The sequence below is a fragment of the Nostoc sp. JL31 genome (assembly GCF_017114965.1).
Classification (GTDB): Bacteria; Cyanobacteriota; Cyanobacteriia; order Cyanobacteriales; family Nostocaceae; genus Nostoc; species Nostoc punctiforme_A.
The window spans coordinates 1-26130 of sequence record NZ_JABXKO010000098.1 but is presented as its reverse complement, the minus strand read 5'-3'; the positions used below and the strand labels follow the sequence as shown (position 1 = coordinate 26130).

Annotated in this window: 19 protein-coding genes, 3 tRNA genes and 1 pseudogene; 17 read left to right on the top strand and 6 right to left on the bottom strand. The window is 40.8% G+C overall.

Annotated features, from left to right (window positions below; translation table 11 throughout):
* Position 1: 1 nt before the first annotated feature.
* A complete protein-coding gene (locus HWQ43_RS23795; RefSeq protein WP_292738442.1) occupies positions 2-1132 on the top strand; it encodes a quinone-dependent dihydroorotate dehydrogenase in 1131 nt (376 codons plus the stop codon).
* Between the two features lie 238 nt (positions 1133-1370).
* Here the strand turns inward: HWQ43_RS23795 and HWQ43_RS23790 are convergent, their stop codons facing one another.
* Entirely contained in the window at positions 1371-2096 is a 726-nt protein-coding gene (locus tag HWQ43_RS23790; RefSeq protein WP_292738441.1) for a hypothetical protein, read from the bottom strand.
* 576 nt (positions 2097-2672) lie between these two features.
* Here HWQ43_RS23790 and HWQ43_RS23785 point away from each other — a divergent pair.
* The 5 genes and pseudogenes from HWQ43_RS23785 (at position 2673) to HWQ43_RS23765 (ending at position 5712) form a co-directional block, all read left to right on the top strand.
* A tRNA-OTHER gene (locus tag HWQ43_RS23785) sits at positions 2673-2802 on the top strand.
* Between the two features lie 59 nt (positions 2803-2861).
* Positions 2862-2990 (top strand) — tRNA-OTHER (locus tag HWQ43_RS23780).
* A gap of 46 nt (positions 2991-3036) precedes the next feature.
* Positions 3037-3156: transfer RNA gene (locus HWQ43_RS23775), tRNA-Lys, on the top strand.
* Positions 3157-3193: 37 nt separating this feature from the next.
* Positions 3194-4795 (top strand): annotated as a pseudogene (locus HWQ43_RS23770) (TROVE domain-containing protein).
* A 626-nt stretch (positions 4796-5421) separates the two neighbouring features.
* Entirely contained in the window at positions 5422-5712 is a 291-nt protein-coding gene (locus tag HWQ43_RS23765) for a hypothetical protein (protein ID WP_292738440.1), read from the top strand.
* 442 nt (positions 5713-6154) lie between these two features.
* Here HWQ43_RS23765 and HWQ43_RS23760 read toward each other — a convergent pair whose 3' ends face one another.
* Positions 6155-6763 carry a hypothetical protein gene (locus HWQ43_RS23760; protein WP_292738439.1) on the bottom strand — a complete coding sequence of 203 codons (609 nt, stop codon included), beginning with the start codon at positions 6761-6763 and terminating at the stop codon, positions 6155-6157.
* 621 nt (positions 6764-7384) lie between these two features.
* On the opposite strand from HWQ43_RS23760, the gene HWQ43_RS23755 reads away from it, so the two are divergent.
* Entirely contained in the window at positions 7385-7981 is a 597-nt protein-coding gene (locus HWQ43_RS23755) for a hypothetical protein (protein WP_292738438.1), read from the top strand.
* 106 nt (positions 7982-8087) lie between these two features.
* Entirely contained in the window at positions 8088-8282 is a 195-nt protein-coding gene (locus HWQ43_RS23750; RefSeq protein WP_292738437.1) for a hypothetical protein, read from the top strand.
* A 96-nt stretch (positions 8283-8378) separates the two neighbouring features.
* Here HWQ43_RS23750 and HWQ43_RS23745 read toward each other — a convergent pair whose 3' ends face one another.
* Positions 8379-9224 (bottom strand): peptidoglycan-binding protein, encoded by an 846-nt coding sequence (locus HWQ43_RS23745; protein ID WP_292738436.1) that lies wholly within the window; start codon positions 9222-9224, stop codon positions 8379-8381.
* Between the two features lie 264 nt (positions 9225-9488).
* Here HWQ43_RS23745 and HWQ43_RS23740 point away from each other — a divergent pair, with 264 nt between their 5' ends.
* Entirely contained in the window at positions 9489-10682 is a 1194-nt protein-coding gene (locus HWQ43_RS23740) for an NB-ARC domain-containing protein (RefSeq protein ID WP_292738435.1), read from the top strand.
* A gap of 19 nt (positions 10683-10701) precedes the next feature.
* On the top strand, positions 10702-11811 hold the full coding sequence (locus tag HWQ43_RS23735) for a tetratricopeptide repeat protein (protein ID WP_292738434.1): 1110 nt from the start codon (positions 10702-10704) through the stop codon (positions 11809-11811).
* Between the two features lie 206 nt (positions 11812-12017).
* Here the strand turns inward: HWQ43_RS23735 and HWQ43_RS23730 are convergent, their stop codons facing one another.
* On the bottom strand, positions 12018-14381 hold the full coding sequence (locus HWQ43_RS23730; protein ID WP_292738433.1) for a CHASE2 domain-containing serine/threonine-protein kinase: 2364 nt from the start codon (positions 14379-14381) through the stop codon (positions 12018-12020).
* A gap of 739 nt (positions 14382-15120) precedes the next feature.
* Between HWQ43_RS23730 and HWQ43_RS23725 the strand changes: the two genes are divergently transcribed.
* The 5 genes from HWQ43_RS23725 to HWQ43_RS23710 all read left to right on the top strand — a co-directional run bounded on the left by HWQ43_RS23725 (position 15121) and on the right by HWQ43_RS23710 (position 18835).
* Positions 15121-15642 (top strand): NYN domain-containing protein, encoded by a 522-nt coding sequence (locus HWQ43_RS23725; protein WP_041565194.1) that lies wholly within the window; start codon positions 15121-15123, stop codon positions 15640-15642.
* 95 nt (positions 15643-15737) lie between these two features.
* Positions 15738-17342: a 2-isopropylmalate synthase gene (locus tag HWQ43_RS23720; protein WP_292738432.1), complete on the top strand. Its 1605-nt coding sequence runs from the start codon at positions 15738-15740 to the stop codon at positions 17340-17342.
* 74 nt (positions 17343-17416) lie between these two features.
* Positions 17417-17665, top strand: a complete 249-nt coding sequence (locus HWQ43_RS33875) for a hypothetical protein (RefSeq protein WP_366932890.1) — start codon at positions 17417-17419, stop codon at positions 17663-17665.
* An 8-nt stretch (positions 17666-17673) separates the two neighbouring features.
* The gene (locus tag HWQ43_RS33870) at positions 17674-17922 is read left to right on the top strand and encodes a GNAT family N-acetyltransferase (protein ID WP_366932898.1); all 249 of its coding nucleotides are present in this window, start codon (positions 17674-17676) and stop codon (positions 17920-17922) included.
* 232 nt (positions 17923-18154) lie between these two features.
* A complete protein-coding gene (locus tag HWQ43_RS23710; protein WP_292738431.1) occupies positions 18155-18835 on the top strand; it encodes a SnoaL-like polyketide cyclase in 681 nt (226 codons plus the stop codon).
* A gap of 168 nt (positions 18836-19003) precedes the next feature.
* Here the strand turns inward: HWQ43_RS23710 and HWQ43_RS23705 are convergent, their stop codons facing one another.
* Together HWQ43_RS23705 and HWQ43_RS23700 are read right to left on the bottom strand one after the other, a co-directional pair.
* The gene (locus HWQ43_RS23705; RefSeq protein WP_292738430.1) at positions 19004-21460 is read right to left on the bottom strand and encodes a HEAT repeat domain-containing protein; all 2457 of its coding nucleotides are present in this window, start codon (positions 21458-21460) and stop codon (positions 19004-19006) included.
* A 133-nt stretch (positions 21461-21593) separates the two neighbouring features.
* Positions 21594-22031: a GNAT family N-acetyltransferase gene (locus tag HWQ43_RS23700; RefSeq protein WP_292707319.1), complete on the bottom strand. Its 438-nt coding sequence runs from the start codon at positions 22029-22031 to the stop codon at positions 21594-21596.
* A 153-nt stretch (positions 22032-22184) separates the two neighbouring features.
* Between HWQ43_RS23700 and HWQ43_RS23695 the strand changes: the two genes are divergently transcribed.
* A complete protein-coding gene (locus HWQ43_RS23695; protein ID WP_292738429.1) occupies positions 22185-23630 on the top strand; it encodes an ATP-dependent DNA helicase RecQ in 1446 nt (481 codons plus the stop codon).
* A 556-nt stretch (positions 23631-24186) separates the two neighbouring features.
* A complete protein-coding gene (locus tag HWQ43_RS23690; protein WP_292738428.1) occupies positions 24187-26073 on the top strand; it encodes a S9 family peptidase in 1887 nt (628 codons plus the stop codon).
* Positions 26074-26130 lie beyond the last annotated feature (57 nt).

The window sequence follows — 26130 nt, the reverse complement described above, 5'->3', positions numbered from 1 at the left end:
AATGGATATTTATCAACTTGCGATTCGTCCACTTTTGTTCAATCTGCTAAAAACCGATTCAGAGTGGTTACACCAGCAGACGATTCGCAGTTTTAATTGGCTATCGCAAACCCCTTCTAGTTGGGCAAACCAACGCTTAAAGCAGTCTTTATGTCTGTATGATTCACGCCTAGAACAAAATTTGTTTGGGCTAAACTTTCCAAATCCCGTAGGGTTAGCGGCTGGGTTCGACAAGGATGGAGTCGCTGCTAGCATTTGGTCTAACCTGGGTTTTGGCTTTGCAGAACTAGGAACTGTAACTTTTCACGCACAACCCGGAAATCCCCGTCCTCGTTTGTTTCGCCTACCGTTGGATAAAGCTGCTCTCAATCGGATGGGTTTTAATAACAGTGGTGCAGCAGTAATGGCGACACGTTTGGAACAAGGAAAGTATGAGTTAAACCAAGCAATACCCATAGGGATAAATTTGGGTAAATCTAAGATAACTCCCCTAGAAGCAGCCGCACAGGATTATCTCGATAGTTTTCGTTTACTCAAGGATTTGGGAGACTATTTTGTTGTTAATGTCTCTTCTCCCAATACACCAGGGTTGCGATCGCTCCAAGATGCTTCTATGCTCAGTGCTATCTTGAATTTATTACAACAAGAAAATACTATACAAAAACCAATTTTTGTCAAGATAGCGCCAGATTTATCATGGGAAGCGATCGCTGACATTATTTCTTTAGCTAAAACCTACCAACTCGCAGGAATTATCGCCACTAATACAACCATCAGCCGTGATGGACTGAAAACCCAGGTAATTGACCAAACAGGCAAATCACCCCAGGAAGAAGCTGGCGGAATTAGTGGTGAACCATTACGCGATCGTTCCACTGAGGTAATTCGTTTTATTTGGCAGCAAACCCAAGGACAAATGCCGATTATTGGCGTTGGTGGCATCTTTTCTGCTGAAGATGCTTGGGAAAAAATTACTGCTGGTGCTAGTTTGATCCAAGTTTATACAGGCTGGATTTACGAAGGGCCGCTAATGGTACGCCGAATTTTAGCAGGTTTACTTTCCAAGCTAGAACAAAGCGGATTAAATTCCATCAACGAAGCTGTGGGTTTAGAATTCAAAAATCAAAAGTAATTGAAGAAGAATACAGAATACAGAATTCAGAATTCAGAATCAATTAGTGGAAGATTCAGACTTGCCACTAATTGTAGTAGACCATTACATTATCATTTTGGTGGGAACTTAAAGGCATTTATTCAGACGTTCGCGGACTCGCTATCCGCCAGTCAAACATAATTCAATTCTGTTAGCGGTAGCGAGGCGTTTAGCCCCTTCTGGCTCCTGACTTCTGAATTCTTTCTTGTTAATATTGTCATCCTTCTTCCTCCACTGGGAAAAACTCTTTAGTTTTTTCCGAGTATGACCAGGCAATACCATCAGGGTCTTTGCTGCGGCTCCACTCAGGAAACTCTGGATCGTTTCGCCGTTTATAAACCGTGCTGGAATAGACATTTAGCCTTTTGGCAAGTTCAGATTGAATCAGAGAGCCAAAAATTAACTGTTTTTCCAGCGATCGTTTAGCTTCCTCATGTGTTTGCTGTGAGAGTGATTCGGTTTCTATTTCTTCCTCCTGTGGGGTTGGTGGTGGTGCTAAGAGCGATCGCGCAGTTTTAGTAACTGGTTGAGCCGGAAGTTCTTTGACAGGCTCACTACTGTCAAGAATATTGCCGAGAATGCTGGCAGTTATAAAGTAATAAGACTGTCCTGCCTCTTCAGAGTTGACTATACTCGCACCAAATTCCGAGGCTTTACTATCCAAGTAGCGTTTTGCCGTTGTTCCAGGAAAATTGCCCCTGATTGCCAAGTCCATTGGCGTAAGTCTGCCCTGATTTTCGCGAACTAACTGATGAAAAATTGGGTTAACTCGTACAGTCCACTGTTGCCATTGATATTCCTGCCAAACCTTGAAGCCAATTACCAGCACAATTACCGCCAGTAAAATTCTCCAAGTGGCAACTAGGAAAATAATCAAAAACGAGATGGGCAAAAGTAGAACGAGAAAAGCCTTACCGTTACCTTCTATGGGTTTCTCACTCATGCCGATTTTTGCCAAGTGAATTTTGGGAAATAATATTATATTGGCAAAAATTGAGACACTTTTTTGTATCGTTTGGCAAAGTTGCGGCAAAAGTTTCGGCAAAAGCTTTATTCAGTAAGTGTTATAGACTTATTACCTTTTTGCTCATCTAACATTGGTTTGCGATGCCTACGGCGGTAAACTACGCGCAAAAGTTTTTAACAGAGAAAATAAGAGGGTTGTGATGTATGGCGATCGCAATACATCTTAGATAATCTGCTCCCAAAATTCTGAGCAATGGCTTACTTATACTTCTCAGACTTTTCTTTACAAAGCAATAATTCTAAATTGGCTTACCAGACCCTTGACAATAGATAATACATGTACTACATTAATAATACAAGTCAACTTTCATGAGGGAGTTAGCTTTCACCAGTAGCGAATAGCTCAAATGGCAGAGCGCCCACCTTGCCCGGAAGGGCTGACGTATCGAGGGTTATCGCATATAACAAAAACACCCTCGATCAAACTTCTGGAGATGTAGGTAAAAATCCTACTTCGCTACAGCAAATTTAATGCTGAGTTTTGAATTTATATGTGGTGGGTAGCTCAGTGGATAGAGCGCCTAAATATCCTTATTCACACCTTGCCTGCAAAGGCCGACGAATTGAGGGTTATCGCCTGCCAAGCGGGAGGTCGCGGGTTCAATTCCCGCTCCACTACACCAATTAATTTTAGATTTTAAATTCAATCCAAAATCTAAAATCTAAAATCCAAAATTTTTATGTGGCGGGTAGCTCAGTTTGGTAGAGCGCTAAACATCCTTGTTCACCCCTTGCCTGCAAAGGCCGACGAATTAGGGTTATCGATTAGGGTTCGAGAGGCCGCGGGTTCAAATCCCGCTCCGCTACACCAAATAATTTTGGATTAAATTTAAAATCCAAAATCCAAAATTTTTATGTGGCAGATAGCTCAGTTGGTAGAGCGCCGAATAAACATCCTTGTTCACACCTTAAGGCCGACGAATTAGGGTTATCGCCTCTTAAGCCGGATGTCGCAGGTTCAAATCCTGCTCTGCCACCTTTCATTTTTGCCCGCAAGGGCCGGGAGATGAAGCAATGAATTACAACTTCTTCACTAAAAAGAAAACAACTACACCCCAAAATCAACCTATCCCCGGACGAGAAGCAGAAATGGTTCAGGGACGTTCCGGCGGCTGGATGTTTGATGCTGGTATTTGGAAGATGCTGCGGCGTTGTTTGTTAGTTGGCACAGCAAAAAGCACTTACTACGCTGGTAAACAGGAATTAACTGAGGATTTTGTGACAGTTGTCAGACAAGCTGTTGCCGAAAATCCCGGTCGTGTAGCAGAAGAAATTTTATATGCTAGCGATGGACGCGCCATCAATAACAGTGCGCCTATATTAGCTTTAGTGTTGCTATCAATGGGTGAAGCACCGCAAGCAAAACAGGCGTTTGGTGAAATTTTCTCGCAAGTTGTCCGCACTGGTAGCCACTTCTACGAATGGTTGAACTACACCAAATCTCTGCGGGGATTTGGCAAAGTAGTGCGGGAAGCTGGTAAAACTTGGCTCTCAAGGGAAGATGTCAAGGGTTTAGCTTATCAACTGTTGAAATATCAACAGCGTCAAGGCTTCTCCCACCGAGATGCGTTGCGATTGTTCCATGTCAAACCACCTACAGAAAATCACCGTCAACTCTTTGAATGGGTAGTTAGAGGCTGGGAAGAATTGCCAGCAGATATACCCTCAGAGGCGTTGGCGCAGATTTGGTGGTATGAGTGGCTGAAGCGGAATCCTACCCAAACCCATGAAGCTATTTCTCAAGGACGCTTAACCCACGAAATGGCTGCACCAGTGGGCAAAATGGATAAGCTTGCTTGGCAGCTGCTATTTCAGGAAATGCCAATAGGTGCAATGTTGCGTAACTTGGGTTCCTTGACTGAACTTGGTGTGTTGCGAGCCGATGAAAGTGCCAACTTGCTGCGAGTGGAAGCAGTTCTCAACAACAAGGAACATCTGCGTAAAGGTCGCATCCATCCAATTGATGTTTTGAAAGCACTTAAAACATATCAATCTGGTGGAACATTAGGACGCAGTAAGAAAACTTGGAATCCAGTTCCTCGAATTGTAGACATATTAGAAAAGGCGGTTGAACTGTCTTTTGATGTTGTGCAACCCACAGGTAAAGTGTTCATGCACGCCGTGGACGTTTCTGGTTCTATGGGTAGCATGGTTGCAGATATGGGACTGACTTGCTGTGAAATTGCCACCACAATGGCACTGGTGACAGCAAAAGCAGAGAAAAACTACATGATTCGCGGCTTTGCTACCGAATTTCGGGAATTAAATATCACTGCTAAAGATAGTTTTAGTTCTGCGGTTCGCAAAGCTAGCAATCAAAACTTCGGTGGAACTGATGCATCAGTAGCTTATGACTGGATGATTAAGAATAAGTTCAAAGCTGATGTAGTCTGCTTTTGGACTGACTCGGAAAGCTGGGCTGGGTATAAGCATCCAAGTCAAGCGCTGAAGGAGTACCGCAAAAAGGTAAATCCAAACGTTAAGGCGGTATATGTCACCTTGACACCTTACCAAATTACTTTGGTAGATCCTGAAGATTCGCTGTCTTGAAATTTGGCAGGGTTCGACCCAGGTACACCTCGGATCATCCAGATGCTAGCTACGGGTGAATTGTAGATATTGCTGAAGGGTAAAGGATGAAACACTTTATCCTTCATGCTTCATGGCGGGTTATCCTTGTTCGCAACTTGCCTTTCGGGGCCGGAGAATTTAGGATTATCGGTTACGTCTCCACCATTGTGGGGATTAGCGGGTTCAATCCCCGCACCCGCCTTTGTTTGATTTAATTTTTGAATGGTCGTTTTTCTATTTCAGCGATGGGTAAGAGTAGAGTGTCTTCGATGTGCGATCAGATTTTCGGAGATACATAACATAAATATTTTGTTTTCAACAATAAACCAACAACTTATTAGTATCATAGTAATTTGTTAACCGAGTTTTATCTGTCGATTTTTTAGAGAAACATAAAATAGAGCTAGAGTAAACAAATCAAATCATTGGAGCAAGCAACAGATTTGTTCCAACTTGCTAAGTATCAATAATTTTAAGCAACAACTGCAAAAATAAAGCAGAAAATAGAGGGTTGATAGAGTATTTATAAACAATCCACGGACGGCAGAGAGTACTGGCAGATGAAAACGAGGTACAACGTCGACAAATTTACCGCTTGACAAGATTGGTTTTAGAATTGCAAACTGAAGCTAGGAAAAATAAACAAAAAACAACTTTAAAAAAATAATTTATTGAATGAAAAAGACATATCAAAAATAACACAATTAAAAAGTATCAAGTTACCAGTCAGTGAAATCAGCGCTCAAACTAAATTTGAAATAGATGCATTAAAAATTGAGTTAAATTCAGCACTAAAAAAGGCTATAGTTTCAACCACAGATCAGAAAACGCTTTTAGCGATTGAAGCACTGAAAGAGGCTCAGTCCAAAGCAGAAGTTCCTAATCCTAGCGGATTTCTCCTTAAAAGTATCAAACAAGGTTGGGTTCCTAGTGGGATTCTAAAAAATAAAGAAGCAAAATAAATATTCAATAAGTGGTTTCCATTAGCGTATAAAAAAGGATTGGCTTTAACAAGTCAATCCAGTTCTGAGGGAATTGAGATTTACACAGTGAATTAAAAGTGGGTTTCTTTCAAGTAGATGCTGATTAAATATCCTTTAGAAAAGCTCAAATTCTTAGATGCATTTAAAAATGTAACTTAACTTGATGTAATATAAAATAAATATACTAGTATGTTTATGAAATTAAATTCTGATTGATAAGTTTTTTCATAAACCAGTAAGTTTAGTTCAACCATTTCCATCGCTTTAATGAATGTTTCATAAGCAGAATCTTTCAATCTGCTGCCCAATTATTTTTGCCCTAATACCTGGTTTTTTCCTGACTGCTTCTAAAATACTCGATTTTATTTCATCACATTCATAATTTAGGAGAGGCTTTGGGCAAGCCTCTGGTTCTAAAATATTAAGCAGTAGTTTTAGTCTGCTCAATATTGCTATTAACTAGAAGCTGGCGAAAAACTTCTACTATTTTTTCTACATCAGTAGAAGTCTTATCACCAGTAGCTTTAGGAGCGTCTTGAACTTCTTGCTTTAGAGGTATGCCTGCATCAAGGGTAGATACACTTTCTTGTTTTACCGATTTTTGTTTTTTACACTTATCATCTGTGTTATTTCTTTCAATCTTCTTCTGTTGTTTTTTCAGATGCTTCTCTAAACTGTATCTTCGCAGTTCCATGACTTCTTGGATATCTTTTAATACCACTCCTTCTTTTAAAGAATAAAGATAAGAACCATTCGCACCCGCTTTTTCGCGGTTGAGTAATTCAATCTTTAAGCGAGGACTACAATTCTTGTCACTGAGTCTGCGAAGGATGTTTGAAGAAGCTGAGTTCGACAATTCAAGAAGTCCTGCTATTTCGACTGCATCGTATTCAATTTTAGTCTCTGCAAATCGCTCTAAAATCAGTAATTCAATCTCATTACATCGGCGAATAGCTGATAGAATGTGTTCCCGATTAAAGTATTGAGAAAAAGGTTGACTTTGAGTGTGACTATTGCTATGATTGGACATGAAAAAGGAACCCTCCTTTTATAATAGGGTGTTAAAGGAATACATCTGACATTGATCTAAAATATGTTTTTGACCTGCGCCGCCAAGCAATCGGTCATCTACATCGTCTAAAAAACGTCAGATGTAAACTAATGAATAAAGTGAAAACGGAGCGTCTTAAAATACGCTCCGTTTTTACTCTATAACAATTTATGATTTGTGTCTAGAGATTTTGCGAATGTTTTTAATCGTAGAACAAATCTTTCAGCAGAATTGTCCAGTGAAAAAAATAAAAAATCAGATCAAGAAAATTCCAATAGCAAAACTAGATCAGTTTTAGTTATCGATAATGACAGAAGCTGAGAAATACAACCCGGTCTTGGACTCGTATAGTAAAAACATTTGCTCCATAAGGGTTTTAGGAAACCCAGCAATGTAACGAAGAGTAACAATTATTAGCTTGTCAAATCATGAAAAAAATGATTTTATTAGATGTTTTGATTTGTTGTGATGTGGCTATGCTATCAATTAAGGGGAGAATTGGCATCTTGGACTCGCTTGTAGTAGGATTCTCAATTTGCAATGCAAAAACTTTATTTCTTGTGATGTCACTATAGGCTTAATAGTTCTATAGTTGTTTAAATGTCAAATAGTATATTGTTTTACTATGCTGACCTCATTCGAGCCATTAAAACTACTATATGGTTTGGGCAAACCCCTATTGATGCATATAAACTTCAAAATTATAGTTTTGAGAAACGTTTTGGAGTCACAGGGATAAGTGAAGCGCTGGGTTACTCAAAAGAATGGTTTGGCAGGTTGCCAAAACAAGGGACAAAACAGCTAAAATCCTTACTGAAAGATGGTTTCACAGGTTGGCAAATCGAAGTTTTTACACCTCGTAGTGATGGTAAAAGTGGGGCATCTATTGCCAAAACTGTAAGTATCAGAGACTTCAACAAGCTCCTTGCCTATGAAGCTATTAAAAAGAAGAACATTAAAGCTATTATCTTGCTAGTAGCTTTATCTGAAGCAGGTTTGGAGCGTGTTGTTAGTGATGCTTTTAATGGTGTTTCTTTAGATTGGTTTGGTGAAAAAATTATTCACTACAGTAAGTGGACTTATGAAGAGTTTGAGGATGTACTGCGCTACAACAGAACAGAAGTTCGGGCACTATATCCTTGGGCAAATGATCCACTTGATGAGCCTTGGGATGTTCCAATCTCAATTGACCAGTAATCAAGTTGTAATGAAGTTGTAACTGTGTTTATGACCCTCAATTTTCATTGACTTCTAGCTGATAAATTCTTAAAGAAGGATGCTCTGCCATTAATCACCAACAACAATGTTTTGGAGGGGTGCGATAAATCGGTATTATAGCGATCGCCTCTTTAACTGCAAAATTAACCATGCTCTCATTGTCGTAGCCTTACCAGGTGAAGAAGCAGAGATTTTTAAATTTGATCGTGCAAGGCTAATTCATGTCTGGCATCAATGGCTTAATCGGCTGAATTTTTTCTTCAGTGCAATTGCTGCCTAGAAGTGCGATCGCTAACACTCGGCTGGAAGCGATCGCAATTTTTAAAGGTACAACACAAAAATTTGATCGTCCATCAATTATTCCACAACCGAATGATTAACTAAACAATTGCCCCAAGAAATTGATAATTGGTTTCCAAAAGATACCAGTTAACACATAAGGAGCATATTGCAAGATAGATAAGCTCGGCTTAATTGAAGGCTTTAGCGGTAAACTTTCTAACAAAAAAGGCACTACACAGGTGAGTCCATAGGCAGTTGCTAAAGCAGTAGTGAATTTAGGAGTCTGCCCTGGTATAGGACTATAATAAATACCCAATAGGATGCAACAAATCATCAAAAACTGCTCCCATAAAAACCATGATTGCGGCGACAAAAAATAAATTAACCTCGGAAAACTTTTATCAATTTTTTGTCGCATTCCCAGCAATACTGCCCAAGTTGCTGCCCCAACAATGCCATCATTCTTCAATCCATAAATTCTTTGAAAGCGTTTCACCGCTCTTTCTGTTGCACTGTCAAAATAGCTAGTAGGTTCTTTTTTCAAAAAGCCTTCATCATAAAGGATAGTTTGTAGTTCCTTAACCGCATTCCTTAATTCTGGGGACTTAATTTTTTGACTCCGAGAAAGTTTTGGGTACAAAAGGCAAGCCCATGTCAACGGGCCAACCACTCCATCTGCTAAAAGATTATTTCTTTTTTGAAATTCTTTTACTGCCTCGTCTGTCTCTAAGTCAAATCTACCAGTAATCTCTGCAAGCAAACCTTGAATTTTTAATCGCTCTTGCAATTCGTTGATTGATTCTTGTACAGACTTTGGTGTAAACTCACGGTAAAGTGTCGGAAGTTTATTAAAGACACAGACTTGTTTTTCTTCGGGAAAATAAAGTCGAGCTTGTTTGAAACCAACCAAGACACTTACAGTTTGAATTAGTTTATTCATTCAGTACTCCTTTGTTGTCAGAAGTGAAAACAATAATTCAGCCAGAGTTTTTGCTTGGTTGTCAGGATAGATGTTCCATTTGGATGCAGCCTGTTACCAACAATTATGAACTTAGTAATTAGCCTACTAAATTGACCCTAAATAGCATAATTAACAATGTTAAAAATTTGTTAGTTAAAAATTACTAATACAACATACTCAAAGTTTTGTTAGTTAAAATGTTGCTAACCAACATTTAACAACAGAACTAATAGGGTGATATTTATGTCAGATCAGTCAGAGCGTGGGAATCTGTCTAAAGCCTGGTATCAAAAGGTTTTACACGACTGGGATATAGATCGTTTACTGACTGACTTGGAGTCTAAAATTCAAGAACGATATAGGCAAAATTCTAAAAAAGACCTGTTACTTGGGTTGCTATGTGGGTATAGCTTGACAAGGATAAGTCAGGATTTGTACAGAGATAACGCTGGTATAAGAGTGCAATTGAGCAATATCTATCGAGATATTGAAACTTTGACAGGAGAACCAGACAACAGCGTTAGGTCAAGCAACCTGATTTACATTCTAGAGAGACATGGATATCGCAGAGGTGTTGCTGCATTTAGTACCGAAAGCGCCTCTATCCCTCACAATCTGCCATCACCAACCTACACAGAATTTATTGGGCGCGAGGCAGATATGAAAAAGCTACTGGAAAGGCTTTTGCCGATGCATGGCGCTCACATGATTACAGTACATGGCATTGGTGGCGTAGGGAAAACCGCGCTGGTGTTAGCAGCTGCTTACCTGTGCTTAAAAGCTAGTAACGAAAACAGTTCTGATGCACCTAAATTTGATGCAATTATTTTCACTTCAGCTAAACAACAAGAACTGATTCCCGATATGATTTTGCAACGGCAGCAAGGACAGCGTAACCTGCGCGAAATTTTTCGGGTGATTGCCAATGCCTTAAACGACTCTACTATTATCCAATCTCCTCCCAATGATCAATTCGAGCGTGTACGCCAATGTCTTTCTAAACAGCGAACGCTTCTGATTGTGGACAATATGGAGACTATAGAGGACAGGGATGAGGTTATAGAATTTCTATACAATTTACCCATTTGCGTCAAAGTAGTAATTACTACCCGCGAACGAATTGCCCTGCTGCCAATCAGTCTGCGAAACTTGCCCTTGAATGATGGTTTGCAGTTAATTCAGCAACAAGCTGAAGAAAAAGGTATAACTATCCAAGATGAAGACTCTAGCTTGCTCTACGATCGCACTGGGGGAATCCCTCTCGCTATTGTCTACGCACTCGGTCAAGTATCCAGTGGCTACTCTTTGAACTTCGTATTGGAGCAGTTAGCCTCCGCTAAAGGCGATGTGGCTCGTTTTTGCTTTGATCAATCTGTGCAAGGTACAAAGGGACAGCCACCACACAAGTTACTCATGTCACTGGCGATTATTTCCTGACGCTCCTATCCAAGCTGCTGTGGCTGAAGTTGCTGGACTGACATCCGATCCTGATTCTGTCAGTAATGGCTTGGTACGTTTGCAGCAACTCTCGTTAGTGAATCTCAACCCAGAGACTAAGCGATATGAGATGCTCTCTCTGACTCGTGAGTATGCCTTAGCACAATTAGCCGCTTACCCAGATTTTGAGAGGGAAGCACGGATGCGTTGGGTGAGATGGTATCTAGATTTTGCTTACAGTTACGGCGGAGAAGATTGGGAAAAATGGATACATTACAACAGGTTAAAGGAAGAGGAAGGAAATCTACGGGCAGTACTTTATTGGTGTAAAAACCAAGACCATTATGCAGAAGTTAGGGATTTGTGGTTGCTCTTGAACCACTACGCCAATCTCTATGCTTATTGGGACGATCGCCTCGATTGGTTGCAATGGCTCATAGAACAATCAGAACGACGTGGTGAATGGTCATCTTTAGTAAAATTTATGATCCGCAAAACCTGGCTGCTAATTCGGGAGTGTTCGCCCCAAAGTCTCACACAAGCAGACGAAATATTGCAGCGGGCATGGGTTTTACGCGACCATGCAGATTCATGCGTTCAAGCTGACTTAGCCGAAAATATGGCTAGACTGCGAATCAGACAGAGTAATTATACAGATGCGCGCCACTGGCTAATAGTAGAAGAAAAATTAGTGATTGATGCGAATCTAGACGAACGACAGCACATCCGCTATTTTATTCCCGTGCTTTATCATCGGGCTGAAATCTTTTATTCAGAAGGTGAATATTTTTCAACAAAGAAGCTATTTCAAGATGTGATGAAAAGTGCAGAAAAAATTAATTGGCATCGAGTGATCAATTCTGCTCAAAATTGGCTTGCTGATATTGCCATTGAACAAGGCGATCGCGATGAAGCTCAAAAGCTATTAATTCAAGGCTTAACTGTCGCCGAAAGTAGCAATAATAAACGGCGTCTGGCTCGTTATCAACGTTCTCTAGCACGCTGGGAGAGAAGGTGGGGAAGTGTCCAGAAAGCCTGCCAATTATCAACTCAGGCTATTAATAGTTTTGAGCGTTTGGGAATGACAAGGGATGCACAGGAGATGCAAACTTTACTTGATTGCCCATAATTATCTGCAAACAACGCATTTCCGGTTAGAGAGACGCGATAAATCGCCGTCTCTACAATGGGCTACATTTTACCGCCAGCGATCGCACTTCTAAATCTTACAAAACAAACAAGATACGTTGTTTGTCAACACAATGTAATATAGCTTAGTAAGAATTGCGCGATCGCTGTTCCTTTGATATCTAAATATTGTCTCTACATTCCTTTTCAAGGATTTTCTGAGGATGATTCTGAGTAAGATTTTGTGGGACCGCCTAATTCATCTAAAGTATTCATTAATAAGTCATCTTCTGGGATATAGTCTCTGTGTTGGGAATTTACCAAATCGTCAAGAGCTTTAATAGCTTTAAGAGCTTCAAGATCCTTAAGAGCTTCTGATGCAGACTGATATCGCTCTTTGAAGTCATCCAGCACCATTTTACTGAGAATATTAGCTAGGGATTGGCTCACCTGAGTGCGATCGCTCCATTTGATTTCTCCATCAGCATCTCTATCTAGCTCACGGGGTGCTACACCAGTCAAGGCTTTAATCCCAACCATGCCAACTGCATAGATATCACTACTGTACTGTGGACGTCCAAAACATTGTTCGCTTGGTGCGTAACCCTGAGTACCAATACCAATGGTGAAAGGGGTTGACTCTTGACTATCAAGCTGTTTGATGCCAACTTCCTTGACGGCTCCAAAGTCAATTAACACCAGTTTTCCGTCTGAGTGTCGTCGGATGATATTACTGGGTTTAATATCCCGATGAATCACGTGGTTGTCATGGACAAATGTTAATGTTTGCAATAAGTCCCGGATAATTTTGAGCGCTGCAATTTCTTCAATTGCTCTACCTGCTAAAAGTTCTTGATTTAAAGGATGACCAATTATCTGTTCTTGCACTAAATAAAATTCTTCATCTTCTTCAAAATAGGCCAAAAGTTGAGGAATTTGAGCGTGCCTTCCCAATTTTTCTAGTGTTTGTGCTTCTGAGTTAAATAAACGTCTGGCAAGTTGCAATCCTTCCGGTTTGGTGTTGGCTGGTTTTAATTGTTTGACAACACATCGCGGATTACCAGGACGTTGAGTATCTTCGGCAATGTAGGTTTCACTAAATCCACCGGAACCGAGAACTTTGACAATTTTGTAGCGTCTAGCCAAAACTTTTCCTGATAAGGCTAAATCTCGTTGCTGGATTAGGTGTTGGAAGTCATCTTGTTGGCTGATAATCTCTTGGACAACGGGTGAAGTTTTATACTTCTGAAAAATGTCTACTAATTGGCGTTTTCTGATGCTTTCTCTGATGACTGAGGTTGCCAAATAGCAAATTCCGGTCATTGCGATCGCAATCGTTGGTACACTAGTGGGAAAAATTAACTGACCATAGACAAATAACCCATAACTAATTCCTCCCCAAGCGCCAGACAGGGCGAGGCTATAGAAAAATCTATTGATACTACGTTTACGTCTGCTAATCATCAAGGCTGAACTGCCCACTAGGATTAGCACAAACAAACCCTGCAATGGTGGACTCTTAATTCCTGGGGCGATCGCTTTCCCTGTCATCAAAGTTGCGATCGCATTGGCGTGAATTTCCACCCCCGACATCGGTTCAGTGCTATTACTACCAGCAACTGGATAATAATCATTATGTAACTTATCTGTTGCACCAATCAGCACGATCTTGTTTTTGAACACCTTTCCCTGCTGCAAATAGGTGTTCCAGTTTTCCGGGTCGAGTACGTGCCAAAAAGGTTTTTGCTCAAACGTACCCGCAGGCCCCCAAAAATAAATGCGATCGCCCTTTGGTCGAGGATAATTTACTTGTGCTGCCTTCAGGGCTGCTTCATCAAAAGAGAGTCGCTTTTTGGTAAATAAATTATCTTCACCTAATAACTTGGGAAACTCACTCGCTAATCGATGAACTTTTCCATCTACTTCTAAAGGAAAATTAACTGAGCCAATGGATACTGACCCTGTACGAAACATTTGTTGTGGGTCTGTCAGTTGCGTAAAAGACCCTTGGTGCGTCTGGGAATTTTCGTAGACGGCTGCTAAGGCAACTTTATTACCATATTTTTGCAATACTGCCTGAAATTGGCGATCGTCTGTAACTCCATAGCTGCTCGCCGTATCAAAAACTACATCTAATGCTACAGCGCGGGCACCTGCTTCGATTAATTTTGTGATTACCTGAGAGTATGCAGCCCGTTTAAAAGGATAAGATTTCAGCGTTTCTAAGTAGGCATACTGTTTCGGATCTGTTTTATAGTACTGTTCGGGAACTGATATTGATTGATCGTCTATTGCTAAAATCACAATGTCTTCTGGAGGCACAATCGGCCCACGCAGTTGAAAAAAGCCAGAAAGCACCTGATTTTCCATCAATTGAACCAATTCCCCACCAGAAGCGCTCAATAGTGCGCCCCCAATTGCCCAAGTACCTGCCAGTAGATGACCTAAGCGAACCATCCACCGGGAGTGGCGAGCAGATGCTGTTGAAGTCACTTTTGTTGGTTTACTTGACAGTCTATTGGCAGTAGAGACATAGTTTTTAGTTAAGGTAGATGTAGGTTCTTCTGCCATATCGTGTTACTGATTGATTTTAGTCCAACACTTTTATTTATTCAGACCGCGTTTTAGTGTAAGCACATTGAAATAAGACTTAAATGATAATCTTATACATTTGTAAAGTATCTTCTATTCATCAACAAACTTTTATTGGCAGAGCCAGCCCCCAATAAATTCTTACTAAAACACTACTTAATTTATGCTTTTTCTGTTGAATGAGTTACAAGTAGTGATTGTCTCATAGATCGGAGCCGGATATACTCTACCTGTGAATTTGGTTGTGGCAAGATTTTACCCTCACCTAACCAACAACTACGTTACTAACTGGGTGCTACACCAGAAGCAGTCCCAAGGCTGTCTTCTGTCTCTGGTGCAATGTTGGTAATCTCCAGAAAGCGTGTTCTGATACTGACAGCTTTACCGAAAGATAGGCATTAATTTATATCTTACCTTAAGCCTATGTTATACCTCTTTAGGAGTAAACTTTAGTGTTATGCAGCGATGAATGCTGTTAATGGGTCAATTTTATCGGTAGATTTTGATCGTCGAGTGGTTCTTGTAGTGCTGGAGGTGAATCAGGTTAACACCCAGGATCTCAACTTCAATATTGCAGGCGTTTTTATGCCTTGAAAGAGGTAGGATAAAAGCTATAGATAAAGAACTACTTTATAGAGATTAGCAAACAAGGCATTTGAAAATTGCTATAATCTATTGTTCCATCTAAATTCATATATATTATTAGGTGTAAATTTGTATGGGTTCTCCAATGAATCGTCTGTCTATTTTTGTAGATGGAAACAATATGTTCTATGCTCAACAAAAAAATGGCTGGTTTTTTGACCCGCGGCGAGTCTTAGAATACTTCAAACATGAGCAATCAGAAACAACATTAATTAATGCCTTCTGGTACACTGGCTTAAAAGATCCACAAGATCAGCGAGGTTTCAGAGATGCTCTAATTAGTCTAGGATATACAGTACGAACTAAGATTCTGAAAGAATATTATGATGATACGTCAGGTCGTTACTCGCAAAAAGCGAATTTAGATATTGAAATTGTTGTAGATATGTTTAATACAGTAGACCAGTATGACCGAGTAGTATTATTCAGTGGTGATGGGGATTTTGAAAGAGCAATCGAACTATTACGCTCAAAAAATACACATATTACGGTAGTCTCAACAGAAGGAATGATTGCTAGAGAACTACGCAATGCTACTGATAGATATATAGATTTAAATGATATCAGAGATCAAATAGAGAAAACTGAAGGTTAGTACCTTTAACAATTATTTACAAAAATAAGAGTAAAAGAAAAACTAGGGTTGAAGATATATTAAGCCACAAGTAAACATTAAACACCAAACGGCAAATGACAAACAAAACAGATCGAATCATTATTTTTGATACAACATTGCGAGATGGAGAGCAGTGTCCGGGAGCGACTTTGAATATAGACGAAAAGCTAGTTATTGCCAAGCAATTAGCGCGTCTAGGTGTAGATGTAATTGAAGCAGGCTTTGCCTTTGCCAGTCCTGGAGATTTTGAAGCAGTCAAGAAAATTGCTCAAATTGTCGGGACAGAAAATGGCCCGGTAGTTTGTAGTTTGGCAAGAGCCATTAAAGCAGATATTGAAGCGGCTGCTGAAGCATTAAAACCAGCAGTTAATGCCAGAATTCACACATTCATTTCGACTTCTGATATTCATTTAGAGTATCAATTGCGAAAGTCACGGGCAGAAGTGCTAGCGATCGCCGAAGAAATGGTAGCTTATGCCAAGTCCTTCATGACAGATGTCGAATTTTCGCCGATGGATGCGGCTCGTTCCGATCCAGAATTTTTGTACCAAGTATTAGAGCGAACAATCGCAGCTGGTGCAACAACAGTTAACATTCCTGATACTGTAGGTTACACAACCCCTAGCGAATTTGGAGCAATGATTAAGGGCATTATCGAAAATGTCCCCAACATTGACCAAGCAATTATTTCCGTTCACGGTCATAATGATTTAGGCTTGGCAGTTGCTAACTTTTTAGAAGCCGTGAAAAATGGCGCACGGCAACTAGAATGTACAATCAATGGCATTGGCGAACGAGCCGGAAATGCCTCACTAGAAGAATTGGTAATGGCGTTGCACGTGCGGCGGCAATATTTTAACCCTTATCTCGGCAGACCAGAAAATTCTCAAGAATCCCTAACAAATATCGACACCCGACAAATTTATAAAACCTCACGCTTAGTTTCTAATTTGACGGGAATGTTGGTACAACCAAATAAAGCGATCGTTGGTGCAAATGCCTTTGCTCATGAGTCTGGAATTCACCAAGATGGTGTGTTAAAAAACAAGCTCACCTACGAAATTATGGATGCCCAATTGATTGGCTTAACAGACAATCAAATAGTTTTGGGCAAACATTCAGGTAGAAATGCTTTCCGCACCCGATTAAAAGAATTGGGCTTTGAACTGTCGGATACTGAGTTAAATAAAGCCTTCGTTAGATTCAAAGAAGTAGCAGATAAAAAGAAAGATATTTCTGATTGGGATTTGGAAGCGATCGTTAACGATGAAATCCAACAAGCACCCGATTTGTTCCGGGTAGAGTTGGTGCAAGTTTCCTGTGGTAGCAACGCCCGTCCTACTGCTACAGTTACCCTGCGTACCCCAGAAGGTGAAGAATTAACCGATGCTGCGATCGGTACTGGGCCAGTCGATGCAGTTTACAAAGCCATCAACCGTGTAGTGAATGTGCCCAACGAGTTGATTGAGTTTTCTGTGCAGTCAGTAACAGGCGGTATTGATGCCATTGGCGAAGTGACCATTCGTTTACGTTATGAATCTAAAGTATTTTCTGGTCATGCAGCGAACACAGATATTATCGTGGCATCCGCACAGGCTTATGTAAATGCTTTGAATAGGTTGTATGCATCTTTGCAAACTCAAGAAAAGCCAGAGGAAGTAACTGCACAGAAAGTCTGAGATCGGATCTGTGAAACTGCTAGTTTTTAGCTGATGCTAACAAACTCCTCTCCAACTTTGGGGAGGAGTTATTTATGAGTTCCAAAAATTTGTTAGAAATTATGCTGACAGAAAAACATCTCATTATTAGAGAAGGCACAATCAAAGAAGACTCACTGATTGTAAAACACTTTTACCAAATGTGGCTAGATATTGGTGTTGATGAGAGTAATATTATTCTGGAGTGGGAGAATATTACCCTCCAATTTATAGAAGAAGCGCGTCGAGATTTATTTTATAAGGCTTTTATTGCAGAGATTGATAAGACAGTTGTGGTTCTGTAAGTTGTCAACTGTTTGCAGGTTTATACCCGAATGTTTTAAAAGATGAATATCGCAAGTTTGGATATATTTGGGGCGTTTATGTCGAACAATCTTACCGCAGACAAGGAATTGCCAAATCCTTAACTAATAGAGCAATTGAATATTTAAAAGCGATTGGTTGCACGCGAGTACTTCTTAACGCCTCGCCGTTGGGTAAACCAGTTTACTCCAGCCTCGGTTTCTCTGAAGGGAATGTAATGCAATTAGATTTGATTTAACAAAACAAAATTCAGAAATGAATTCTGTGTAACTAGCGGATGAATAAACCTAAATCCGATAGGATAAGTTTCTCGCTCAAGAAGCATCCGTGTTTGCTCATATTCGGATTTGTACAACAGGTCAAGTTTATTGGGTGGATTATGAATATTGTTTACTTTTTTAGATTTTTCGATTGACTTGTATGGATAAAACTTTATTCTGAGAAACGATGTTTATAATCAGTCAGCTTGTATGAGTAGCGAAAAGACAACAGAATTGCCACTCTGGGTACAAGATAGAGATATAGTCATTGCTCATGATGAAGAAGTACAGTGGCGAGAAGGAAAACGGCCGGATTATTCTTATACCAATGAATTTCTTCATCAAGAGAGTAAATTTCAGCATCCAGAAGGTTCTTTAGAAGCGATCGCCCAAAACTTAGTCCGCACTTTTGAGATGGAAGCTTCTAATAAATCTAACCCTCAACAGTGGCTTTCGATTGTTACCGATAAGTTTAAGATGAGTACCAATGGCGGACAACAATTTACTGCTCAGGATGTTGCAGTCGAGGGTACTTATAACCTGTTTTTGGGTAAAACTGAGCAATATAACTCTGAAACAGAAACCTTTGAATCTTCATTTCAAGTTTTTCATACAGCCTTTCCTAATGGCTTTCTTTGGGAATTAACAGAAGTTCTTTCGGGGCCGCCTAATGTTACCTTTAAGTGGCGACATTGGGGAACATTTAATGGTTCTTATAAGGACTATGCACCCACAGGTGAAACAATAGAAATCGTCGGAGTTAGTATTGCTCGCGTCACTGATGATTTGAAGATTGAGTCTCTAGAGCATTATTTTGATAATAATGTCTTTCTTCAGAAATTAACGGCAGGTGGTTGTCCTTTCCATTCTAAAAATCAGAGCAATCACTAATTTTCATTTAGTTATAGTCTATCGAATAGCACACTCGATCGCCGCTCTTAGTGAACAGCAGTGAGTGCCGATCGAGTGATTATAATCATCGAAAATCTGCAATGGAAGATTTATTATTAAGGCTTATGAAGGGATGCAGAGAAATTTTAATAAATTGAAAAATGCCGTTCATGGTATTCGTGTTTGCACAGTAGTCACTGGTGTATTGACTGAAGGTGTAAACCCAGCCAGTTTACCCGACTTTTGGGATACAAAATCCGTTTCTTTGCTACCTTGAACCTCAGATAAGTAGCAATCTCGCACTGCCAACAACAAGCCTTTGATGGCATCTGGTGCGCCTGTTTTAACTAAATCGTCTGCCTTTTTGAAAAAAGCCGATCGCCATTTGCCATCGTTATTGCCATACAATTCTATTAAATACCAACCCGCAAGATACTCAGCTAAAGGGTCAAGACAGAAACGGATTCTGTCTTTGGCAGAACCGATAGTTTGAATCAAGTGCAAACGTTTTTCCAGATAATTGAGGTGTGCTTCGGGGTCATCAATACCCAAAGCTGCTAATGCAGCAATGGCATCTACACGCTTGGCGGTTCCTGGTTGATAATTTTGCTGCAAGCATTCCCAGGCGATGGTTTTGGCAATTTGATGAACAGTGCGGTCATCAAATTGCTCGTCTGTAACATCACGATTAAGTTCATTGATATAACCCAGCATCAAATTAGGAATATTCTCTGGCAACGCAGAAATATTAGATGTAACATCTTTACTGGCGATTAACTGTTCAGCATAAAGTTTAGCTAGCAAGACAGTGATATTATTTTGACCGACCATCAAAGAAAGACGGTTACAAGCGTCAAAAAATTCCTGGTCAGTAAAGCGATCGCGTTTACCTCGCTGCATGAGATAAGCTTCCATAAAGGACGATAGTTTATTAGCTTCAATCCGCAAAGGTTTAATTATCGTCTTATTAACTCGCCCCAGCTTTTCCTCAATTCGGGAAGTAATCACCAATGCATTCACTGGAAACTCTGGCGACTCCGGCTCAATTGCTTCTCGTGTAGTGGCATTCATTTCTGAGAACCGATCTACAATTACTAAAATGCGTTTCTTTCTTAACAAACGTAATAGTAATTCTTGACAAATCGGCTCTGGTTCATCAATTAAAGCTTGTAACTGTCCTCTGATGGCTTCTAAAAGCGGCGACTTACCTTCAGTTAACCGAAATTCTTCTTCTAAAAGCACAGGTAACATCAAATGTTTGCAGAGTTGTTGGTCTTCAGACTCAGCCATTGCCCATCCAGCGATTCGACACGCTAAACTGGTTTTACCTACACCCCCTTCCCCACCAATTACTAGACAGCTACGTTGTTTCTCGAAAGTTGAACGCAAATTCTCATTCATCAGTTGGGGAACTGTTGTACCATCCAGAACAACGGGAATGGGAATATAACAGGCGCGACTGCTAACTGTATCCTTTTTGGGAAATTGTTCGCGGGCTGCTTTGATATATTTAGCTACCCACGCATCTAATACTCTGGGATGGTAATGAAACCAGCCAACAAATAGCACATATCGCAGAGGTACATTAACGCTGATAAATGGGAGAGAAAAATCTGTGTAAGGTTTGAGGGCGTTGTTAATTTTCAACAACCATAAAGGGGCTACCCGCAAGAGAATTAACCAAATAGAAGGCAATAAAATAAGGTAAGCGGCAATTCCCAAGAGTAATTTATGCTTAAATAGCGATTCCAGAACTCTATCAAAGAGGCGAGTTTCTTTTTCTGCTTTCAGGGCATTGAGAGGGCGACGTATCAGCTTAATGTCCGTCTCTGTGAATTTATCTTTGTATTTTTGTATAGTTATTAATACCTGCTCAAAGTCTGAGATGACTTTCTGTAACTTGGAGGTAGGTAAAGCATTTGCTTTGTCTTGAAAGCCTGCCGCTATTCCTCCTAAACCTTTGATAGCACCTAAACGCACGTAAAACTGGCTATCATTCAGTAGGGCAATTAAATTCGGGACAGAAGATACTGCTTCTGTACCCATTGCACCCAAAGCGTAGGCAGAATTGTAACGTACAGTGGGGTTCTTATCTTTTAAGGCAGCAGTTAATACTGGGACAGCGACTTTCGCTTCTACACCAATTTTTCTGAGTGCAGAAGGAACATAAATGCGAACAAATTGCTCCTTGTCTTGTAATGCCGCCATTAACGATGGAACTGCTGCTTTGGCTGCTGTACCAATATTTCCTAAAGCTAAGGTGGCGTACAAACGGACTTGTCCATCTTCATCCTGTAATGCCGCACTTAAGGCTGGAACTGCTGGTGCTGCTTCTGCACCCAAATCTCCTAAAACCGAAGCGGCGTGCCAACGAAGATTAATATCCTGATTTTTCAAAGCTTCAATCAGAGACGGTACTGCTGGGGAACCGATATTAACTAATGCATCTGCTGCAAGGCTTCTGATGTGGGCATCGTTATCTATCAGCTTCTCAATCAGGGGAGCAATTTTGCTGTCAGTAGTGATTTGCGCCCAACTATTGCTTGTGCATAGTAGGAACAGTGTCAGGCATAAGACAACTACCTTGAGCGCACTAAGTAATACTTGTCTGGTATGCTTTGTCATTGAATCGGATTGAATCACCCGATGAACAACTCCAGTCAGAGAAACTATACCTAAGATTGTAATCTAACTGTCAATGTGGGTTAGCGATGTCTACGACGGGCTACGCCTACGCACTTATTTCCCCCCGCTTTGCTCAAGCTTGGTTAGCATTGGGATTTAAACGCATCATGATTTTCTCTGGCTCTGTCAAATTTTTAAATCCATAACGGCGATAAAGTCCATGAGCATCTTTTGTGCCTAACAACCACCTTTGAACGTCTTGCAATTCTGGATATTCTAAAATATATTCTACAAACCATTTTCCTAAACCCTGTCCTCGATAAGGCTCTAAAATAAAAACATCTTTTAACAACGCAGAAGTTGCATAATCAGTGATGACTCTCGCAAAGCCAACTTGTTGATTATCTTCATAAAGTCCAAAACATAAAGAATTGTTTATTGACTTTTCTACAGTGGCTAATGGGATGTTTTCAGCCCAATAGGAAGTTTGTAAAAAATCATGAATCATTTGAATATCTAATTTAGATTTATCGGTGTTGATGTAAAATCGATGTTTTAATTCTTCATTCATCTCGCTACATCTTTTATTTAATAGGTTGAAAAATTATAATTCATTCTTGGGGTCAGTGGTTTGTAGTGTCAAATGATGAAATTACTGAACCATTAGCTGGATAACAGAAGCTATATTCAGCATTCAATGATATGGGTGTATCTACCATTGATTATGAATCAGCCTACAACAAAATCTTGGCAAGAAGTCCGCGCTGCTTTCAAACAAATCTGGGGTTATGAAGATTTCCGTCCACCACAGGGAGAAATTGTCAGCAGTCTATTGGCACAGAAAGATGCACTGATTATTATGCCTACAGGTGGCGGGAAGTCGATTTGTTTTCAACTTCCCGCACTGCTACAAACAGGATTAACTTTGGTAGTTTCGCCCTTGGTGGCGTTGATGGAAAACCAAGTACAGGAACTACGAGAAAGCCACCAAAAAGCAGCACTTTTGCATAGTGAATTATCTTCATCTCAACGCCGTGCAACTCTGCAAGCTTTAGAACGCCAACAGCTAAGATTACTTTATTTATCGCCAGAAACTTTGCTAAGTATCCCAGTGTGGGAAAGATTATGTCACCCGCAATTGCAGATTAATGGTTTGATTTTAGATGAAGCTCATTGTTTAGTGCAGTGGGGTGATACTTTTCGCCCAGCTTATCGCAGATTAGGGGCGGTGCGTCCGGCATTGCTCAAATCAAAACCACCAGGAACAAAAATCAGTATCGCTGCTTTTACTGCTACTGCTGACCCCTCAGCCCAAAAAATTATTCAAACAGTTTTACAATTACAGCAACCAGAGATTTTCCGCTTGAATCCTTACCGTCCGAACTTGCATCCCAGCATTCGCATCGCTTGGACACCACGAGGTAGAAAACAACAATTATTAAAGTTTATTCAAAATAGACCGCAACAATCGGGATTAGTTTATGTTCGCACTCGGAGAGATAGCGAAGATTTAGCTGAATGGTTAGCAGAGATGGGTTACGCCACAGCTAGCTATCATGCGGGATTGGGTGCAACAGAACGCCGTGAAGTAGAAGCAAGCTGGTTAAGTGGCAAAATCCCCTTTGTTGTTTGTACCTGTGCGTTTGGCATGGGGATAAATAAAAGTGATGTTCGCTGGGTAGCACATTTTCACGCGCCGCATCTGCTATCTGAATATGTGCAAGAAATTGGCCGTGCTGGAAGGGATGGGAAACCGGCAGAGGCGTTAACGTTGGTAAGTGAACCTACGGGGTGGTTAGATTCAGGGGATAAGCAAAGACAGGAGTTTTTTCAAGAACAAATGCGATCGCAACAACAAATAGCGCAGCAACTTGTGAAAAAATTACCAAAACAGGGAGAAGTGAATGCAGTAACTCGACAATTTCCCGAAGGTGCAACGGCACTAGCTTTACTCCATAGCAATGGTCAGCTAAACTGGCTTGATCCTTTCCATTACAGTATTGGGCAAAAAGCGGGAAATCAGCCACCGACGCAATTACACGCCGCTAAACAGATGCAGCAATACTTAACAACTAAGCAGTGTCGTTGGCAGTTTTTGTTAAATGCCTTTGGTTTTGGCAAAGAAGCAGCTAACCTGCGTTGCGGACATTGCGACAATTGCCGTCAATGAGTATAAAAGACTCGTCGCCGAGTATCAAAGACTCGTTCACGAGTATAAAAGGCTCATTCACGAGTATCAAAGGCTCGTCGCCGAGTATAAAAGACTCGTTCACGAGTATTAAAGACTCATCGTCGAGTATAAAAGGCTCGTTCACGAGTATCAAAGACTCGTCGTCGAGTATAAAAGGCTCGTTCACGAGTATCAAAGACTCGTCGTCGAGTATAAAAGGCTCGTTCACGAGTATCAAAGACTCGTCGTCGAGTATAAAAGACTCGTTCACGAGTATCAAAGACTCGTCGTCGAGTATTACTCCCTTGCTGCTTGTTTGCCGTCAGGTGTTCCCGCTAGAATACCTAGATTTTTTTAATAACTGCGATCGCGCAGCGTCTCGTTAGAGAAGAACACAAAGGAAAAGATAAATAATTTTATAGCGGGACAGGGGTAAGTTAAAACTTTTTTCTTTTCCCTGCTCCCCTAAATATTCTCCAGCTAGGTTCATCCTATTGGATGAATTGTCATTTTCACCACCAAGTGACAATAGGGTAGTCAAGTAGAGGATAAAAATATGTCATCTGCTCAAGCGCCCTCCCTACCACCGTTGATTCCGCGCGAAATTCTGTTTGGGAATCCCGAAAAAACTAGCCCACAACTCTCCCCTGATGGCAAGTACTTGGCATATATCGCCCCTGATGAGAAAAATGTCTTGCAGGTATGGTTGCGAACTATAGGACAAGAAGACGACCAGATACTAACTGCCGACAAAAAGCGCGGTATCCGCATTTTCTTCTGGACTTATAACGCCGACCAGTTGATTTATATGCAAGACTCAGATGGCGACGAGAACTTTCACCTCCACTTAGTTAATATTCACTCCAAGATTGTGCGTGACTTAACGCCATTCCAAGGTGTAAAAGCAGAACTTGTGGAACTGGAACCCAAATTTCCAGATGAAGTGCTGGTAGCGTTGAACTTGAACAATCCTCAAAAGTTTGACGTTTACCGCATCAACCTTAAAAATGGTGCGGTTGAGTTCGACACTGATAACCCCGGTAACATTATTAGTTGGACATCTGACGCTGAGTTCCAAATACGTGCAGCAACAGCTAGCACACCCGATGGTGGTTACGACCTCTTATTGCGAAAACCAGATAAACAGTGGAAAATTCTCCGCCACTGGGGAGCTGAAGAAGAAGGGAATTCTGTTAGCTTCTCAGATGATGGCAAAACCCTTTATATTCAAGGCAATCACGATGCTAACGCCAAACGTCTGCTAGCTGTTGACTTAGATAGCCGTCAAGAAACTGTCATTGCTGAAGATGAACAATATGATGTCGTGGGGATAATTATTCACCCATTGACGCGAGTTATCCAAGCAGTTTCTTTCTACAAAGATAAACAGGAATGGCAGGTAATTGACCAAAGTATCGCCGCAGATTTTGAGGAAATCGCTAAGGTGCGTCCTGGAGAATTCTCTATAATTAGCCGCGATTTGGAAGATAAAACTTGGGCTTTAGCTTATAGAACTGACAATGGCCCAGTTTATTACTATGCCTACAACCGAGAGTCCAAAACTAGCACTTTCCTTTTTAGCAACCAACCCAAACTCGAAGCGTTGCAGTTAGCTTCAATGCAACCGATTTCTTACGAAGCGCGAGATGGCTTAACTATCCACAGTTACCTGACAACGCCTGTAGGAATACCTACGCAGAATCTCCCAACAGTACTACTGGTTCACGGCGGCCCTTGGGCGCGGGATGTTTGGGGTTTCTCTCCCACAGCGCAATGGCTAGCTAACCGGGGTTATGCCGTTCTGCAAGTGAACTTTCGCGGTTCCACTGGCTACGGTAAAGCATTTTTGAATGCTGGAAATCGGGAATGGGCTGGTAAAATGCACGATGACTTGATTGACAGCGTTAACTGGCTGGTGGAACAAGGGATTTCCGATCCACAAAAGATTGCGATTATGGGCGGTTCTTATGGAGGTTACGCCACTCTAGTAGGATTGACTTTTACACCAGAAATATTTGCGGCTGGCGTAGATATTGTCGGGCCAAGTAACCTAATTACGCTGATAGAAACTATACCGCCTTATTGGGAACCATTGAAGGCAATGCTTTCTCATCGCGTTGGTAATTTAGAGACAGAAGAAGAGTTTCTGAAATCGCGATCGCCTTTATTCTTTGCTGACCGAATTCAAAAACCTTTACTTATCGGTCAAGGTGCAAACGATCCGCGAGTGAAACAATCAGAAAGCGATCAAATTGTCAACGCAATGCAACAGGCTGGTTTACCAGTGCAATATGCACTTTACACAGATGAAGGACATGGTTTTGCCAGACCAGAAAATCGGTTGCACTTTTTTGCGATCGCAGAGGAGTTTCTCGCCAAATACTTAGGCGGTAGATTTGAACCTTTGGCAGATATCCCCGGTCATTCAGGAATAGTGAAATAAAATTAACGTGAGTTCGATAGAACTAAAAAATAGCAGGAGGCAGTGCAGGCAAATCTT